Source organism: Frankia torreyi (assembly GCF_000948395.1).
In the GTDB taxonomy this organism is placed as follows: Bacteria; Actinomycetota; Actinomycetes; order Frankiales; family Frankiaceae; genus Frankia; species Frankia torreyi.
In genome coordinates, this window is the sequence record NZ_JYFN01000037.1 from 1 (window position 1) to 16124 (window position 16124).

Genomic DNA, 16124 nt, shown 5'->3' on the forward strand with positions numbered 1-16124 from the left:
GCGCTGGGGGTGGGGGGATCAGAACGACGAGTGGGCCGTTCGCGGCGCCGAGGTGCACCCGGACCTCGCCGCCGGTGAGGGGGACGCTGACCCTGCGGGTGCCGTTGACCCAGATGCCGTTGGAGCTGATGTCGCGGGCGAGCCAGCCGTCGCCGCCGGGTTCGAGCCGCAGGTGGCGGCGGGAGACCCGGCCGTCGGCGAGGACGACGTCGCAGTCCCGGCCGCGGCCGACGACGTGCTCGCGGTCGGGCGGTAGGACGGTCTCGCCGGCCGGGGTGACGATCCGCAGCCCTGTCGGGTCCACTGCTGGTCCTCTCGAAGCGGCCCGGCCGGTGGCGGGGCTGGGGTCGGCTGGGCGGGTGTCGGCCGGGACAGGCCGGGCCGGGACAGGTTGGCCGGGCGCATTGGTGCGGTTGGTCGGCTGGTGCGGGGTTCGCTTACATCCTCACTGTCAGGCGGGGAAGATCTCGTCGCCGCGGACGGTCACCGCGACGGGGGGCAGGGGTGCCTTGGCCGGGCCGGCGACGGGTTGGCCGGTGCGGGTGTCGAAGGCGCTGCCGTGGCAGGGGCAGCGGATCCGGCCCTTCGACACCGCGTTCACCGAGCAGCCCTGGTGGGTGCAGACGTTCGAGAAGCCCTGGACCTTGCCGGCGGCGTCCCTGGTCAGGACGATGCCGGCGTCGTCGAGGATGAGCCCGCCGTCCGCCGGCACGTCGCCGACCCGGGCCAGCGGCGCCCCCTTGCCCCCCGAACCGCCCGCGCCCGAACCGCCCGAAGCGTCGGAGCTTCCCGAGCCGCCTGAGCCGCCTGAGCCGCCTGAGCCGCCTGAGCCGCCTGAGCTTCCGGAACTGCCGGCGGCGGCCGACGTCCGGCCGTGGTCGCCGGACCGGCCGGACGACGATTTCGCCGCGTCACTGTGATCTGCCACGACGTAGCCGACTGCCCCGGCGGCCACGGTCACCGCGATTCCCGGAACAATGGTTCGCCGGCTCGGTGCTTCCTGGGTCATCGTCGCTTCCTCGATATCGGGCCCGGGAGCATCGGCTCAGACATGGGGAATTCCGGACTGGGTGAAGAACCACAGCGAAGCGCTCAGCCAGAGCACGACGAGCGACGCCAGCACCGTGGAACCGAGCACCGGCAGCGCCCACCCGGGCAGGCCGCGCACCCGCAGGCCGAGCATTTTCGCCGCATAGGCGCCGTAGAAGAGGCAGCCGACCACACTGTGCACCAGAACGCGGGCATCGGTGTCGGCGAAACCGAGCGCCCAGATGCAGTGGAAGGCGACCGGCAGGGTCAGGACGAACGCGGCCGTGCCGCTCCATCGGTGCAGCCCACCGGCCCAGGAAGGGGCCGGTCCCGCGCCGGGCAGCCGGCCCCACATCCACAGCGCCGTGATGAGCTGGACGATCAGCAGAAGCGCGGCCGCCGTCGTCAGCCACGCCTTCATCGGCAGCATTCCGGAAAAGCCGAGGGTGAACACGGGCCGGCCGACCGGGTCATGGACTTTCGCATACACGCCCAGCGACACGGCGACGGCGGCGCCGAGCAGAAGAACACCGGCCGCCGTCACGCCATGGCCGGTCGATTGTTTGGGCGCCTGTGCGCCGACTGCCATGCCGCCCCCATCCCGCCAACGATTGTTTCTGCGGCAACTATGCCCGAAGGATTCGGTTCGCGCAGGCGATCGTCGGCGGGATGACAAATTTGTTGCGGACCTTTCGGGTCCGCTTATGGCGCCGATCGGCTCAGGTGCGGGCGCGGGCGCGGACGGCGCGGCGGAGTTCGTCGGTCGCGTCGATGACGACCCGGCGCAGCACCGGGTCGAGGCCGCCCCGGTCGAGCAGGGCGTCGGCGTCCCGCAGCGTCCCGGCAGACACGGCGTACTGCGGGTAGGCGAAGGTGGCGATCTGGCGGGCGGCGTGCGGGGTGCGCCGCGCGCTCATCGCCGGCATCTGCTCGAAGTAGCGGGCGACGTAGTCGGCGGTGAGGTCGTCCTGCTCGGGCTGCCAGAAGCCCTCGGCGGTCGCCCCGATCAGCCGCGCGGACGCGCTGTCGTCGGCCACGATCAGCTCCCAGGCGCGCGCCTTGGCCGCGGCGTCCGCGATGGCCGCGCGGGCTCGCGCCGCGTGTTCGGCGGCGCGGGCGCTGCGGTCGCGCCGGCCCTCCGCTGCGATCTCGGTCTCGCCGGCGCGGCCGAGCACGACCAGGCGGTGCAGCAGCGTCCAGCGCAGCTCCGGGTCGATGAGCAGCCCGGCGGGCACGTCCTGCCCGGCGAGCCAGGCGGCGAGTCCGTCGACCTCGCCGGGTCCGCTGCAGCCGATGACGCCGCGCGCGGCCGAGAGCTGCCGGCCGCTGCCGGGGGCGGCGTCCGCCAGCGCCCGCAGACACGCGGCGTGCAGTCGCGCGGCCGCGGCCGGCCGGGCGGACGGGGCGAGGTAGCGGGTGAGCGCGGTGGCGCGGGCGAAGCGCAGGGCGTCCTCGAAGACGGCGAGCTGGGTCTCCGAGGGCAGCGCGGAGGCGGCGAGCGCCAGGTAGTCGGCCGCGGGCCACTGCGCGTCGCGGGTCGCGTCGGCCGTCGCCGCCCAGATCATCGCGCGGGCCAGCGGATCGGCCACCCGAGGCAGCACGGCCGGCAGGGCCGCCAGGTCCGCCGGGGTGAACCGCACCTTCGCGTAGGTCAGGTCGCCGTCGTTGACCAGCAGCAGCCGGCCGGCCGCGGTGCCGGCCAGCGCGGTGACCGTGGTCCGCCCGTCCGCCGCGGCCGGGTCGATGTCGACCTCGACCCGGCGCAGCAGCTCGATCGGCGCGGCGTCGCCCTCGTCGGTCTCGCCGCCGTCGCCGTTGCCCGTGCCGGTGCCGGTGCCGTCGAGGGCGTTGCCGCTGCCGACGACACTGCCGCCGTCACGGCCGGCGCCGTCCGCTGGGCCGTAGACGCCGATGCCGAGGCGGTGCGGGCGCAGCGTCGGGTACGCCTCCGGCGCCGTCTGGACGACCGTGACCTGCTGGTAGCGGCCCTGGGCGTCGACGGTGACCTGCGGGCGCAGGGTGTTGACCTGCTCTCGGCGTAGCCACAGCTCCGCCCAGCCGGTGAGGTCGCGCCCGCTCGCCTCGGTCAGCGCGGCCAGCAGGTCGGCCAGGGTGGCGTTGCCGTAGGCGTTGCGGGTGAAGTAGGCACGCAGTCCCGTCAGGAACGCCTCGTCACCCACCCAGGCGACGAGCTGGCGCAGCACGGAGGCGCCCTTGGCGTAGGAGATCCCGTCGAAGTTCAGCAGTGCCAGCGCGGTGTCGTCGACGTTCGCCGGCGCGACCGGATGGGTGGAGGGCCGCTGGTCGGCGGCGTAGCCCCAGCCCTTGCGGCCGACGGCGAAGCTGGTCCACGCCTCGGTGAACCGGGTCGCCTCGGCGGTCACCCGGTAGCCCATGTACTCGGCGAACGACTCGTTCAGCCACAGGTCGTCCCACCAGCGCATGGTGACCAGGTCGCCGAACCACATGTGCGCCATCTCGTGGGCGATCACGACGGCGCGCAGCTCGCGCTCGGTGTCGGTCACCGCCGAGCGGTAGACGAACTCGTCGCGGAACGTCACGCAGCCCGGGTTCTCCATCGCGCCGGCGTTGAACTCCGGCACGAACGCCTGGTCGTAGGTGCCGAACGGGTAGCGGTCGGCGAACAACTCGTGGTAGCGGTCGAGGCACGCCCGGGTGACGTCGAAGATCTCCGCCGCGTCGGCGTCCAGGTAGGGCGCGAGCGAGCGGCGGCAGACCAGGCCGAGCGGGATGCCGTCGTGGCTGTCCTCGACGACGTGGTACGGCCCGGCGACCACCGTCACGAAGTAGGTGGCCAGCGGCGGGGTCTCGGTGAACTCCCAGCGGCCCGGGGCGGTCTGCCGGCCCGCCCCGTTGGCCCGCACCACCCAGTCGGGGGGCGCCAGGACCGTCAGCCGCACCGGCGCCTTGAGATCGGGCTGGTCGAAGCAGGCGAACATCCGCTGGGCGTCGTCGAGGAACGTCTGGGCGTACAGGTACACCTCGCCGTCCTCGGGATCGGTGAACCGGTGCAGCCCCTCACCCGTGTTCGAGTAGCGCATCGTCGCCGTCACCGTGAGCTCGTTCGACGAGACGAGGTCGGTGAGTGGCAGCCGGTTGCCGTCGAGCGCCGCCGGGTCCAGGAGCCGGCCGTTGAGCCGCAGGAGGTGCGCGGTGACCGGCTTGAGCTCGGCGAACGTCGCCGTCCCGGCACCGATCGCCGGGTCGCGCAGGCTGAAGCGCACCCTGGTCGTCGAGCCGAACTCCGTCGACGCGCGGGCCGCCGTCAGGTCCAGCTCGATGTCGTAGCCGTCGACGCGCACCAGATTCGCGCGGGTCACGGCCTCGTCCCGGGTAAGGGTGTGCATACCGCGAACCTACGAGATGGCCGGCCCCGGGGATGGTGGTCCCGCCGGACGTCCGGTCAGGGGTTGGCCGACTCCCGGGCCGGTCGATCCGCGACCCGCTCCCGCGCCGCGGACCTGCGCAGCCAGGTCAGGCCCAGAACGGGCAGGATGACCGGGATGAACAGGTAGCCGCTGCCGTAGTTCGACCAGACCGCCTGGTCGGGGAACGCCGCCGAGTCCACGACGCTCGCGGTCCCCACGGCGAGCACCCCGGCCAGCTCGGTCGCGCAGGCGGCGACGGCGACCCGATGCCAGGCCGCGCCGGGACGGGCCAGCGCCACCGTCGCGACGACGTAGACCACGGCCGCGAACGCCGAGAGCAGGTAGGCCAGCCGGGCGTGGTCGAACTCGGTGGAGATCTGCACAGCCGACCGCGAGCAGGCGGCCACCGCGAAGATCGCGTAGACCGTGACGAGGATCCGCCCGGGCCCGCCCGCCGTCCGCGAGCCGCCGCGGCCGCGCTCCGCCGGGCCTGCCGGCCTTGTCTCATCCACCGACCTTGTCTCATCCACCTGTGCTTCCACCTGTGCTCTCCCAGACCTGACCCAGCCGGACGACGATGATGGCGACGGCGAGGCACGCGATGCCCAGCACCCCGCTGCCCCACCGGGACCGATCACCCAGGGACCACCACACGCCCACGGGCAGCGCCACGACCGAGGCGATCAGGTACAGCACGAAGTTCACCGGCTGGTCGGCGTGCGACCCCCGGGCCACGACGACGATCGCGGCGATCACCTGGGCGAGCAGGACGGCCTCGACCACCCCGGCCGCGGCCAGCAGCCCCACCCCGACGGCCCGGTCCCGCCAGGTCTGCAGCAGACAGGCCACCCCGGCCACGAGCGCGCAGGCGATGGACGCGGCCGCCAGTCCGTCGATCATCGGCCGTGCCCCGACCCGCCGTCCGCCCGCATCCGTCCGCCCCTTCCGGGTTCGCCGCGCGTCCCGCCGCGCGGTCGTCCGTGCCCCTGTCTACGACGGATGGTAGAAGGTTGCGGCCGAACCCGTCAGACGGGACACCTCGCGCGGCAGGTTGCCACGCCGGCGCGGCCTGAGCCCCGGCGATCGTTGCGGTTCCGCGGAACCGCGGAACCGCGCCATGCTTGTCGCCTCCGGCCTCGGCGATGCAGGGAACGGCGGTCACGAGGAGCGGCGACCGAGCTCTCTTTCGGTGAGAGGTGAGAATCAGAGAGTCAGTCTGGGTAGCGGGGGTGATCCAGAAAATAGCCGCGGATGGCGGCGATGAACCCGTCCCGCACGTCGGTGACGAGCGCGGCCGGCAGGGCAGGCCAGGTCGACCCGCCCGGGAGACGGCCCAGCAGCGTGCATTCGGTGACGACGCACCCGGCTCCGGCGGCATGCATCCGAGCGTCGCCGGCGACGACCTGCAACCCCAGCTCGCTGAGACTCCGCAGCCGGTCGGCGATCTCGTCGCGCCCGCGCAGCAGGCGCGGCAGCGGGCCGGCCGGGTCGGCGAAGGGGAAGGCCGCGACCGCATCCGGGTCGAACAACGCCGTGAGCTCGAGCCAACGGCCGTCGCCGGCACCGGCCAGCAACTGATTCATCACCTCCTGGCAGGTCAGGGCGGTGCCGTGGACCACGCGGTCGGCGAGGGCCGCGCGGTCGGTGGGGGCGTCGCGGTCGGTGAGGGCCGCGCGGTCGGTGAGGGCGTCGAGCAGGCCGGGGAAGCGGCTGTCGACGTCGGCGGCGCGCAGGCGCATCCGCCGCTGCCGGCCATCCACGGTCGTCGAGGTCAGGCCGGCCTCGCGCAGGACCCGCCAGTGGTTCGACAGCGTCGACTTCGGGATGTCCAGGCCCGCCGGGGCGCAGGTGACGTCGGGCTGGGCGCGCAGGCGGCGGACGATCTCGAGCCGGACCGGGTCGCCCAGCGCATGCAGGATCACCGCCAGGTCGAGATCCGCGGTGGCCGGATGGGGCAGGCGTCGCACGGCGTCAGCATACGGCAGACGGTTTGATAGTTCGGAAATCTCGAACTATCTTTCTGTCATGATCCCTATCGGTCTGGTCCTCGAGCCCCCCGCTCTCGACGTCCCCAATGCCGTCGACGACCTCGTCGCACGGGCCCGGTGGGCGGCCGGCACCGGCCTGGCGTCGCTCTGGCTGGGGCAGGGCTACGGCCTCGACGCGTTGACCGCGCTCGCCCTGCTCGGCCGGGAGATCCCGGCGATCACGCTGGGCACCGCGGTGACAATCATTCCGGGGCGGCATCCGATCGCGATGTCCAGCCAGGCCCAGACGACGCAGGCGGCGACCGGCGGCCGGCTGCGGCTCGGCCTCGGCGTCGGGCATCGCGCGTCCGTCGAGCAGCGCTTCGGGCTGCCCTTCGACCGGCCGGCGCTGCGGATGCGGGAGTACCTGGCCGCGCTGCTCCCGCTGCTGCGCGACGGCGCCGCCGACGTCCGCGGCGAGACCGCCACCGCGGTCATCGGCGGCGTGGGCGCGCGGGTGGCCGGGGCCGTGCCGCCACCGCCGGTCCTGGTCGCCGCGCTCGGCCCCGCCATGCTGCGCGTCGCCGGCGAGGTGGCGGATGGCACGGTGACCTGGCTGGCGGGCGTGCGGACCATCGGCGAGCACATCGTCCCGGCGATCATCGACGCCGCCGCGGGGCGAGCCGCTCCCGAGGTCGCCGTCGGCCTGCCCGTCTGCGTCACCGACCAGCCGGACGAGGTGCGCGAGCGCGCGGCCGGGTCGCTGGCGCTGTTCGAGTCCATCCCCTCCTACCGGGCGATGCTGGACCGGGAAGGGGTCGCCTCCGCGGCCGAGGTCGCGATCATCGGCGACGAACGGCAGGTCGAGCGGGAACTCGGCCGCCTCGCCGCCGCGGGTGCGACCCACGTCCTGGCCAACCTGCAGATCGCCGGCGTGGCGGAGCGGGCCCGCACGGTCGAGCTACTCGGCGCGCTGTCCCCGAGTGCCGGATGAGGCCGACTCGCAGCCTTCCCCGGACGACCTCGAACGACGCCCGGGACGCGGAAACGGGCCGGCCGGTGCGGTAGCGTCGGCGCGAGGGGGCCGGCGTGGATGTCGAGGCGAACCTGCGGCTCGTCGTGGGCCTCGGGTTGCTGCTCGCCGCGGCCGTCGCCTGCCTGACCTGGGCGCGGGTGCCGCGGCGCCGGGACGTGCTGACCGCGTCGGCCCGCGCGGTGGTCCAGCTCGCCGTGATCGGCCTCGCGCTGCGAGGGGTGTTCGCCGCGCCGCCGGCCGCGGCTGCCGTGCTCGCCGTCATGCTGGCGGCGGCCGTGGGGACCGCGTCGCGCCGGCTGGCCGGCTTCCCGGCGGTCGTCCGCCGGGTCGGCGTGTCCTGCCTGCTGGGCGCGACGGTCGCCCTGGGCCTGGTCTTCGCCGCCGGCGCGGTGGAGGCGACCGTGCGCAACCTCGTCGCTCTCGCCGGCAGCGTGGTCGGCGGGACGATGACGGCCTGCACGCTGACCGGCCGCCGGCTCGCCGACGGGCTGCGCCGCCGCCGCGACGAGGTGGAGGCGTGGCTGGCGCTCGGCGCGACGCCGCGGCGGGCCGTCGTCGACATCGCCCGCGAGAGCGTCGCCGAGGCGCTCGTCCCGCCGCTCGACCAGACCCGCACCGTCGGGCTCGTCTCGCTGCCCGGGACGTTCGTCGGCGCGCTGCTCGGCGGCGCCTCCCCGGCCGCCGCGGCCCGGTTCCAGGTGATCATCCTGGTCGCCATGCTGACCGCGCAGAGCATCGCGGCGGTGTCGTTGTCCTACTTGCTCGGCGCGCCGGCGCAGCTCCCGCCGGTGGCGGCGGAACCGCCGCCGCGGCCCCCGGCCGGGGGCCGCGGCGGCCTGGGCACGTACCTACCCCGATGGCCCCGCCGGCCAGGTGCGCCGCGGCGTGAGCCGCCGTGAGCCGCCGGGTGCGCCGGCCGGCGCGGGTCAGTCCGCGGTGGGCTCGAGCACGAAGACCGGGATCTCGCGCTCGGTCTTGCGCTGGTACTCGGCGTAGTTCGGGAAGGCGGCGACGGCGCGCTCCCACCACTGCGCCTTCTCGTCGCCGGTGACCTCGCGGGCGACGTAGTCGCGCCGGACCGGGCCGTCCTGGAGCTCGACGTGCGGGTCGCCGAGGATGTTGAAGTACCAGACGGGGTGCTTGGGCGCGCCGCCGAGGGAGGCGACCGCCGCGTAGGCGCCGTCGTGCTCGACCCGCATCAGCGGCGTCTTGCGGATCTTGCCGGACTTCGCCCCGCGGGTGGTCAGGACGATGACGGGCAGGCCCTGCAGGACGGTGCCCCGGGTACCGCCGGAGCTCTCGTACTCCTCGACCTGGTCACGGACCCACTGCGCGGGACTCGGCTCATACTCTCCGGTGAGTGGCATGCGTACCAGTCAACACCACCGGGTACCGCGCGGTCGGGTGGACAGGCCGGCTGGCAGGCTGGATGGATGACGGGTGCGCAGGCGACGGACGGGGGCGCCCTCGCCGCGGCCCGGCTGGCGGCTCAGGGATTGACGGGGACACCGGCCCGGGACCCCGTCGACGTCGTCGGACGCCTGCTCGCCGTGCAGGGCCAGGATCCCCGCGGCCTGCGGCTGGCGATCCGGTCCCGGACCCGCGGGTTGCATGCCGCCGACGTCGACCGGGCGCTGTCCGACGACCGGTCGCTCGTCGTGACCTGGCTCAACCGCGGCACCCTGCACCTCGTGCGGGCCGAGGATCACTGGTGGCTGCGGGAGCTGACCGCGCCGGCCATGGCCGCGCAGATCCGGCGCCGGCTGGCGCAGGAGGGCGTCTCGCCGGACGCCGCGGAGCGGGGCGTGGCCCGGATCGAACGTGCGCTGACCGACGACGGCCCCCTGTCGCGCGGCGAGCTGCGGGAACGGGTCGAGGCGGCCGGGGTTCCGACTGCCGGGCAGGCCATGATCTATCTGCTCATCGTCGCCGCGACGCGCGGCCTCGTGGTGCGCGGACCCGTCGTCGGCACCGAGCAGAACTACGTGCTGGTCCGCGACTGGCTCGGCGCGCCGCTGCGGGAGTTCGACCGGGACGCCGCCCTCGCCGAGCTGGCCCGCCGCTACCTCGCCGGACACGGCCCGGCCGACGAGCGCGACCTGGCGCGCTGGGTGGGCCTGCCGCTGCGGGACGCCCGCCGCGGCCTCGCCGCCGTCGCCGCCGACCTGGTGACGCGCGCCGACGGCCGGCTCGACCTGCCCCGTGGCGACGGGCCGGCGCCGGGCCTGCCGGCGCCGCGCCTGCTCGGCCCGTTCGACCCGGTCCTGCACGGCTGGGACGGGCGGGACTGGTTGGGCGCGGCCGGGCGGGCCGTCACGGTCAACGGCATCTTCCGACCGGTGATCCTCGTCGACGGGCGGGCGGCGGGAACCTGGTCGATGCCCGCCGGCCGCGTCGAGCTCGCGCCGTTCACCGACCCGCCGGACTGGGGGCCGGCGGTGGCGGAGGCGCTGCGCGCCGAGGCCGCGGACGTCCGGCGCTTCCTGGCGCCCCGCCCCGGCTGAGCCCAGGCGGGCCGGCGCTGGGGAGGCCGGCGCTCAGGCGGAGACGTTCAGGAGGAGAACAGCATCCGGGCGAAGCCGCCATGCTTGTAATGGCCGCCGTGGCCGTGGCCGCCATGGCCGCCGTGGCCCCACGCGGGCTGGGCGTAGCCGGGCTGTGCGTAGTGCCCCGGCTGTGCGTACGGCGCCGGCGCGGGCGGCGGGGGAGGCGCGGGCTGGGACCACTGCGCCTCGAGCCGGGTGAGGGCCTCCAGCTCGCCGTAGTCCAGGAAGATGCCGCGGCAGCCGTCGCACTGCTCGATCTGGATGCCGTTGCGGTTGTAGGTCCGCATCATCGCGTGGCACTTGGGACACTGAAGCGTGTAGCTCACGGGGCACAACCTGCCGTTCGATGCGGGAGACATCCGACGTCGCCGGTAGCGTACCGACCGCCGTCAGATCATCCGTTGCGCAGTCGGGATCGCGACGCGTCGCCGACCGTCCCCGCGATGCGCGCGCAGGCGTCGACGAAGGCCAGACCGACCTCGTCCGGCCCGGTCTCCGGGTCGGCGGCGAGGTGGGCGGCGACGGCGGTGGCGGCGTACTCGACCGTGAGAGCCCGCGCGGGCAGGTCGAGCGCCGCCCAGGGATCGTCCGGGTCCGCCACCGCCGGGCCGTCGCACGCCGCGTAGGCATCAAGGAAGCGCGCCCACATCTCCACCGGCAACAGGCCGGTCGCGAACCAGGCCGCGGGCCGGGCCAGGTCCCAGGCCGGATCCCCGAGTCCGAGGTCGTCCACGTCGATGATCCGCCAACCGGCCGCGGGCAGGGCGACGAGCTGCCCGAAGTGCCAGTCGCCGTGGATCACAGTGGTGGGCCGCCCGGCCCGGATCGCGGGCGGGGACGGCGGCGTCGTCGAGGCGAGCGCGGGCGGGGGCGTCGACGGCGAGGGCTCGGTCAGTGTGGCCCAGGCGGCGAGGACGGGATCGACGAGCGGGTGGCCGACATGGCGGCGTAACCGGGTCACCCGGTCGGTGAGTCGGCGCAGCACCGTGGCCGGCGGCAGCTCGGTCAGGTCCGTCGGGCTCACCGGGACGCGGTGCAGCCGGGCCAGCAACGCCGCGGCCTGCTCCCAGGGAGCGTCGTCGGCGTCTTCGGTCCCCAGGTTCGCCCCGGCCGGCCAGGCGCTGACCTGGTGCGCGCCGAGGCGAACCGCGTACGTTCCCGGCGCGGGCGCCAGCTCCAGCGGGGTGAGCAGCACGGGGCGCAGGGCTGGCCGGGCGGCGAAGCGCAACCGGGCCGCGAGATGGTCCGGATCGGCGGTGTCGGCGTGTGCCTTGAGAACCACCTCGCCGCAGCGCACGATCAGCCGGTCGTCGCGCCGCGACACCACGGCGGGCGGGCCGCCGGCCTGGTCCGGGCGCAGCCGGTCGGCGAGCCGCGCCATGCCCGCCAGCAGCGCGGCCTCCGCGACGTCCGGGCCGCTCACCTCGGTCGGGCCGTTCACCTCGGTCGGGCTCAGCGGGCTGGCTTGCGCAGGCGCCAGATGCACTCGGACGGCCACCGCCGGGCCCACGCCTCGTCACCCCGCTCGGGTTGCTCGGCCCGCTCCCGGGTCGACCCGCCCGCAGCCTCCACGTCGTACACCTGCTGCCCGTCGCGGCCGTCGTGGGCCGGCGCCGACGGGCGCGGCTCCAGCAGGTCCTCGATGACGAGACCGCAGTCCCGGAACAGCCTGATCCACGCGCCGTAGGGCAGGTTCGCGCTGACCAGGCCGTCCGCCTCGGGCAGCAGGCGAAGCGCGAAGTAGTCCCGGATCAGGCGGGTGCCGGGGGTGTCCCGGCCCGGCCGCACGGTGATCTCGTAGATCGGGCTGACGTGGCTGAAGGCCAGCAGGCCACCCGGGCGCAGCACCCGCGCCGCCTCCGGCATCGCCCGCAGCGGGTCGGCGAAGCAGAACGCGCCGTGATCGGCGAAGACGATGTCGAACGACTCGTCGGCGAAGGGCACCGACTCCGCGCTCGCCTGTACCAGCGGGAAGGTCAGCCCGGTGTCCGCGGCGAGCTTGCGGCTGTGCAGGAGCTGCCGCTCCGACAGGTCGAGCCCGACCGCGCGGGCGCCCCGGCGGACCAGCGCCGTCGACCACTGCCCCCCGCCACACCCCATCTCCAGCACGTCCCGCCCGGCGACCTCGCCCAGCACGCCCAGGCTGGACTCCGGGATCGCCCACAACCCCCAGGAGATGTCGCCGGTGAACGCCTGCCGGCGGATCTGCGGGGCGTTCAGGCGCTGGTAGTCGTCGGAGATTTCGTTCCACCGAGCCCGGTTGGTGCGTACATGGGCGTTGCCGTCGATCATCCTGGCCTCGTCCTTCTCCCGGCGGACGCGGCTCGGCGTTCCACCCGCGCCGCCGCAGGGCGGGCTCGGGTCAGGACGGGGCGGACCGGGATGCCGGGTCGCCGGGCGGGGATCATCCCGATCGGCGGCTGTCGTGATGGATCAGATCGCTCGATCGGTCATCGTATGAGACCGGGACGAACGCGGACGTCCGGTGTCCCGCCGCGCCCGAGCGGGGCCCTTCTGGCCGCCAGTCCGACTGGTGATCCGGGGATGGCGGCGAAGGAGTCGATCTGCCCGCCGTGGCGTGCCTCGCCGCCGTGGCTGCGGTCCATCCTTCGCTGCCCGGATGGCGGTTTGAGGCCCGCGGGCCGTGGCCGCCCCGTGCCGAGAAACCGCGGACCGGCCCCTTCGGGAATGGTTCAAACCGCGCCGATCCGGCATCGCATGATCGGCGTCGGACGGTCGGAAGGCGTGTTGTCTCATGCGTCTGCCGGTATCCGGACAGCCTGGACGGAATTCGGTGCGTCGGGCACGCTCGATCGCGTGGCGAGAGAGCGCAAGAGATCCAGCCGGTACTTCCGGCCGCCTGATGAGCAGCTCGTCCTGGGCCTCATGACCTGCCCGTCCTGCAACGGGACCCGGTACCAGACCCGTCCGCAGGCCGAGGTCGACGAGGACGGACTTTTCGACGGTGATGCCAACATTAAATGTCGGGAATGCGGGGGTAGCGGAAAGGTCCCGCCGCGATGAAAAGGTCGGTGCCGGTACAGGCGGATTTCATCTACCTTCGGTGCCCGGAACACCGGGGTCGTCAGCCTCGCCAGGGCCTGAAGACGATGCTGCGGCCCGGTGCGGAATGTCCGCGGTGCCGCATGGTGCGAGCGCCGGACCCGCCCGGCTCGGGCGACCGGCCGGGCAAGCCCGGACACCCGGCGGACGGCGGCCCGGCCCCGTCGGCGTGAGCGGGCGGAGCGGGCCGCCCGAGTGTCAGCCCTTGGGGTCGGCGACGGCTGTCGCGGTGCGCGTGTTGCCGGCGACCGTGGCGCGGACGGTGACGGTCGCGCCCTGGTGGATGTCGGTGACCTTCGCGGACTTCCCGTCGGCGCGGAACCTCGTGTCGCCGTCGATGACGTAGCTGGCCGCGTAACCGTCCTCGCTGGTCACACTGATCGAGGTCGCGCTGATCGCGGTCACCTTGCCACGCTGCCCGTCGACGACCTGGAAGCCCTTGGCCGTCTTGATGGTCGCCTCGCCGTGCAGGCCGCGCTCGGCCAGGCGGTGCTCGCGCCGCAGCCGGCGTGCCTCGGCCGGCTTCGGGCGGTCCTCGGTGGACGGCGGCACCGCCGCGGAGGTCGGTGCCGCCGCGGCGGTCTGCGCTACCGGCACCGGCGCGGCGGACGCGGCCGTACCGCTGAACCCGAGACCAACCCCCAGGCCGAGCCCGAGTAGCCCCGCCGCCGCCACACCCGCACCCCGCCGTCCCGTCAGGAATTTGCCCATCTCTGCCGTCCTTTCCCGGTGGCGCCCGCACGCCGTGCTCGGACCTGGCGACCAGCACTCGGTCGCCGACCGATCCGGCGTCGCGCGCCGCTGCGGCGCGCTGGCAGACCCACGATGCGACGGCCGCATGTGAGCGGGATGCGAACGCGGTCGGGAACGAATCTCAGTCGGCGGGAACCAGCGCCGGGGAGGCCTCCCGCTCCAGGGCGGCCTCGCGGGCGATCGTCTCCAGGGCGGACCGGGACGGCGCATCGCCCGCCCGGTAGATGACCAGGCGCTGGTCGGGATCCTGCATCGGACAGAGGACCTCGAACTCGACGCAGACGGGTCCCAACCGGCCGTGCCGCAGCCGCTTGCGCCCGCGTCCGTTGACCCGGACGTCACGCATGGCCCACAGCCGGGCGAACTCGGCGCTGCCCGTCGTCAGGTCGTCGACCAGACGGATCAGCGATGGATCATCGGGATGAGCACCCCACGCGGCGCGCAGGTCCGCGATCCCCTCGCGCAGGATCTGCTCCCGGTCCCGGTAGAACTCCAGCAGGGCGGGATGCAGCACGCACAGCCACAGGGTGTTGCGCTGCCGGTCCGGCAGCGCGCCGAAGTCGAGCTGCATCAGCCCGGCCATCTCGGGGTTCCAGGCGAGGATGTCGAAACGGTGGTCGAACAGCATGGCCGGCAGCGGGGACAGGTCGTGCACGAGGCGGGCCAGTGGATGCGCGTTGCCTGTGCCGTCGACGGAACCGTGGTCGACCCGTGCTCGGGCCGCCGCCGCAGTCGGGCGCAGCCGGGCCAGATCGAACAGGTAGGCCCGCTCGTCCGGGCTGAGCCGCAGGGCGAGGGCCAGCGCGTCGAGCACCTCGGGGGAGGGGTGCAGGCGGCCCTGCTCCACGCGGGTGACGTAGTCGACGCTGACGCCGGCCAGTTCGGCGAGCTCCTCGCGACGCAGCCCGGGGGTGCGCCGCGAGCGGCGCCGGCCGGCGGGCCCGGCCGCCTCGACGGGCGACGTCCGCTCGCGGCGGTCGCGCAGGAAGACGGCCAGTTCGCGTGCAGCGTCCATCCTCGTCGTGTCGCGTGCAGCGTCCATCCTCGTCGTGACCTCCGCGATCTCCGGGATCCAGGCCGCCGGTTTCCTGGGAGAGACCTTCCCAGGAAACATCTTCCCTTCCCGCCGTCCCCGCTCGGGCGCAACGTGGACAGCGGCCGCGAACGATGACGTCCGTGGCCGTGAACCCGCCCAGACGGAGGAATTCACTGTGCCCCTGGCTCTCGATCACTATCGCCTACTCGGCCGCTCCGGCCTGCGCGTCTCGCCGCTGGCCCTCGGCACGATGACCTTCGGCGCCGACTGGGGCTGGGGGGCGGACACCGACGAGGCACGCCGGATCTTCGACGCCTACGTCGACCGCGGCGGCAACTTCGTCGACACCGCGAACCAGTACACCGACGGCACCGCGGAGCACCTGCTCGGCGAGTTCGCGGCCGGCCGGCGAGAACAACTCGTCCTGGCCACCAAGTACACGGTCACCCGGCGTCCCGGCGACCCGAACTCCGGCGGGAACCACCGCAAGAGCATGGTCGGCTCGGTCGAGGCGAGCCTGCGCCGGCTGCGTACCGATCATCTGGACCTGCTCTACCTGCACGCGTGGGACGGTTCCACTCCCGTCGAGGAGGTGTTGCGGGCGATGGACGACCTCGTTCGCGCCGGCAAGGTGCTCTACGTCGGGATCTCGGACACCCCCGCCTGGCAGGTGGCCCGGATGCAGGCGATCGCCGATCTACGCGGTTGGTCGCCGCTGATCGCCCTGCAGATCGAGTACAGCTTGGTCGAGCGGACCGGAGAACGCGATCTCATCCCGATGGCCGCGGAGATGGGCCTGGGAGTCGTCCCGTGGTCGCCGCTGGCCAGCGGAGTGCTCACCGGCAAGTACTCCCGGGCCGACCTGGAGGTGGGCGCCGGGGAGGCGTCCGCGGCAGGAACACGCCGTAACGTCGCCGCCGCGAGCGGCGCGCTGACCGAACGCTCTCTCGGCATCGCCGACGTCGTCGCGGGGGTCGCCGGTGAGCTGGGCGTGACGTCGTCGCAGGTGGCCCTGGCCTGGGCGCTGCGGCGGCCGGCGGTGACCGCGCCGATCATCGGTGCCCGCACCCTCGACCAGCTCACCGACAACCTGGGTGCGCTCGACGTTGTGTTCACCGACGATCAGCTCACCCGCCTCGACCAGGCCAGCGCGGTCGAGCTCGGTTTCCCGCACGCCTTCCTGACGCTCCCGATGACCAGAGCCGTCATGTTCGACGGGATCCAGATCGAGGGCGTCACCGCCTGACTGCGCGCCGAGCCGTCCGTCGGGAGGCCGCAGACCCTGCGCCGGCCTTCCCGATGGAC

General features: G+C 74.1%; 17 protein-coding genes. 4 read left to right on the forward strand and 13 right to left on the reverse strand.

The features are described from left to right. The 7 genes from FF36_RS20585 to FF36_RS32060 all read right to left on the reverse strand — a co-directional run. Window positions 1–304, reverse strand: a 304-nt coding sequence (locus FF36_RS20585) for an FHA domain-containing protein (protein WP_044886774.1), incomplete at its 3' end; no start/stop codon positions are given. Window positions 305–451: 147 nt separating this feature from the next. After that, the gene (locus FF36_RS20590) at window positions 452–1009 is read right to left on the reverse strand and encodes a Rieske (2Fe-2S) protein (RefSeq protein ID WP_052681262.1); all 558 of its coding nucleotides are present in this window, start codon (window positions 1007–1009) and stop codon (window positions 452–454) included. A 36-nt stretch (window positions 1010–1045) separates the two neighbouring features. After that, window positions 1046–1618, reverse strand: coding sequence for a DUF6529 family protein (locus FF36_RS20595; RefSeq protein WP_044886775.1), 573 nt, complete (start codon window positions 1616–1618; stop codon window positions 1046–1048). Window positions 1619–1748: 130 nt separating this feature from the next. Next, entirely contained in the window at window positions 1749–4397 is a 2649-nt protein-coding gene (gene pepN / locus FF36_RS20600) for an aminopeptidase N (RefSeq protein WP_044886776.1), read from the reverse strand. A gap of 56 nt (window positions 4398–4453) precedes the next feature. After that, window positions 4454–4930, reverse strand: coding sequence for a hypothetical protein (locus FF36_RS20605; protein ID WP_044886777.1), 477 nt, complete (start codon window positions 4928–4930; stop codon window positions 4454–4456). 10 nt (window positions 4931–4940) lie between these two features. Continuing rightward, complete coding sequence (locus tag FF36_RS20610) at window positions 4941–5318, reverse strand: hypothetical protein (protein WP_052681264.1); 378 nt, start codon at window positions 5316–5318, stop codon at window positions 4941–4943. 311 nt (window positions 5319–5629) lie between these two features. Next, window positions 5630–6385, reverse strand: coding sequence for an ArsR/SmtB family transcription factor (locus FF36_RS32060; protein WP_063925320.1), 756 nt, complete (start codon window positions 6383–6385; stop codon window positions 5630–5632). Window positions 6386–6443: 58 nt separating this feature from the next. Between FF36_RS32060 and FF36_RS20620 the strand changes: the two genes are divergently transcribed. Further along, window positions 6444–7379: an LLM class F420-dependent oxidoreductase gene (locus FF36_RS20620; protein WP_044886778.1), complete on the forward strand. Its 936-nt coding sequence runs from the start codon at window positions 6444–6446 to the stop codon at window positions 7377–7379. Window positions 7380–7474: 95 nt separating this feature from the next. After that, on the forward strand, window positions 7475–8320 hold the full coding sequence (locus FF36_RS20625) for an ABC transporter permease (protein ID WP_044886779.1): 846 nt from the start codon (window positions 7475–7477) through the stop codon (window positions 8318–8320). Window positions 8321–8347: 27 nt separating this feature from the next. Here the strand turns inward: FF36_RS20625 and FF36_RS20630 are convergent, their stop codons facing one another. Beyond that, window positions 8348–8788, reverse strand: a complete 441-nt coding sequence (locus tag FF36_RS20630) for a nitroreductase family deazaflavin-dependent oxidoreductase (protein WP_044886780.1) — start codon at window positions 8786–8788, stop codon at window positions 8348–8350. 66 nt (window positions 8789–8854) lie between these two features. Between FF36_RS20630 and FF36_RS20635 the strand changes: the two genes are divergently transcribed. Further along, the gene (locus FF36_RS20635; RefSeq protein WP_044886781.1) at window positions 8855–9925 is read left to right on the forward strand and encodes a winged helix DNA-binding domain-containing protein; all 1071 of its coding nucleotides are present in this window, start codon (window positions 8855–8857) and stop codon (window positions 9923–9925) included. A gap of 47 nt (window positions 9926–9972) precedes the next feature. Here the strand turns inward: FF36_RS20635 and FF36_RS20640 are convergent, their stop codons facing one another. The 5 genes from FF36_RS20640 to FF36_RS20660 all read right to left on the reverse strand — a co-directional run bounded on the left by FF36_RS20640 (window position 9973) and on the right by FF36_RS20660 (window position 14825). Beyond that, entirely contained in the window at window positions 9973–10293 is a 321-nt protein-coding gene (locus tag FF36_RS20640; protein ID WP_199865451.1) for a TFIIB-type zinc ribbon-containing protein, read from the reverse strand. 68 nt (window positions 10294–10361) lie between these two features. After that, window positions 10362–11453, reverse strand: a complete 1092-nt coding sequence (locus FF36_RS35525; protein WP_157866926.1) for a phosphotransferase family protein — start codon at window positions 11451–11453, stop codon at window positions 10362–10364. Then, window positions 11420–12259, reverse strand: a complete 840-nt coding sequence (locus FF36_RS20650; protein ID WP_044886783.1) for a class I SAM-dependent methyltransferase — start codon at window positions 12257–12259, stop codon at window positions 11420–11422. Before FF36_RS20650 ends, FF36_RS35525 begins: the two co-directional genes overlap by 34 nt. 969 nt (window positions 12260–13228) lie before the next feature. Further along, the gene (locus FF36_RS20655) at window positions 13229–13741 is read right to left on the reverse strand and encodes a hypothetical protein (protein WP_044886784.1); all 513 of its coding nucleotides are present in this window, start codon (window positions 13739–13741) and stop codon (window positions 13229–13231) included. Window positions 13742–13904: 163 nt separating this feature from the next. Continuing rightward, window positions 13905–14825: a helix-turn-helix domain-containing protein gene (locus FF36_RS20660; RefSeq protein WP_199865647.1), complete on the reverse strand. Its 921-nt coding sequence runs from the start codon at window positions 14823–14825 to the stop codon at window positions 13905–13907. Between the two features lie 169 nt (window positions 14826–14994). On the opposite strand from FF36_RS20660, the gene FF36_RS20665 reads away from it, so the two are divergent. Next, window positions 14995–16065, forward strand: coding sequence for an aldo/keto reductase (locus FF36_RS20665; protein WP_044886786.1), 1071 nt, complete (start codon window positions 14995–14997; stop codon window positions 16063–16065). Window positions 16066–16124 lie beyond the last annotated feature (59 nt).

Excerpts from the sequence above, each read along its gene's own strand:
- FF36_RS20650 (WP_044886783.1), bottom strand. The coding sequence starts at position 12,259 with ATGATCGACGGCAACGCCCATGTACGCACCAACCGGGCTCGGTGGAAC.
- FF36_RS20630 (WP_044886780.1), bottom strand. The coding sequence starts at position 8,788 with ATGCCACTCACCGGAGAGTATGAGCCGAGTCCCGCGCAGTGGGTCCGT.
- FF36_RS20595 (WP_044886775.1), bottom strand. The coding sequence starts at position 1,618 with ATGGCAGTCGGCGCACAGGCGCCCAAACAATCGACCGGCCATGGCGTG.
- FF36_RS20660 (WP_199865647.1), bottom strand. The coding sequence starts at position 14,825 with ATGGACGCTGCACGCGACACGACGAGGATGGACGCTGCACGCGAACTG.
- FF36_RS20655 (WP_044886784.1), bottom strand. The coding sequence starts at position 13,741 with ATGGGCAAATTCCTGACGGGACGGCGGGGTGCGGGTGTGGCGGCGGCG.
- pepN (WP_044886776.1), bottom strand. The coding sequence starts at position 4,397 with ATGCACACCCTTACCCGGGACGAGGCCGTGACCCGCGCGAATCTGGTG.
- FF36_RS20635 (WP_044886781.1), top strand. The coding sequence starts at position 8,855 with ATGACGGGTGCGCAGGCGACGGACGGGGGCGCCCTCGCCGCGGCCCGG.
- FF36_RS20620 (WP_044886778.1), top strand. The coding sequence starts at position 6,444 with ATGATCCCTATCGGTCTGGTCCTCGAGCCCCCCGCTCTCGACGTCCCC.
- FF36_RS20610 (WP_052681264.1), bottom strand. The coding sequence starts at position 5,318 with ATGATCGACGGACTGGCGGCCGCGTCCATCGCCTGCGCGCTCGTGGCC.
- FF36_RS20590 (WP_052681262.1), bottom strand. The coding sequence starts at position 1,009 with ATGACCCAGGAAGCACCGAGCCGGCGAACCATTGTTCCGGGAATCGCG.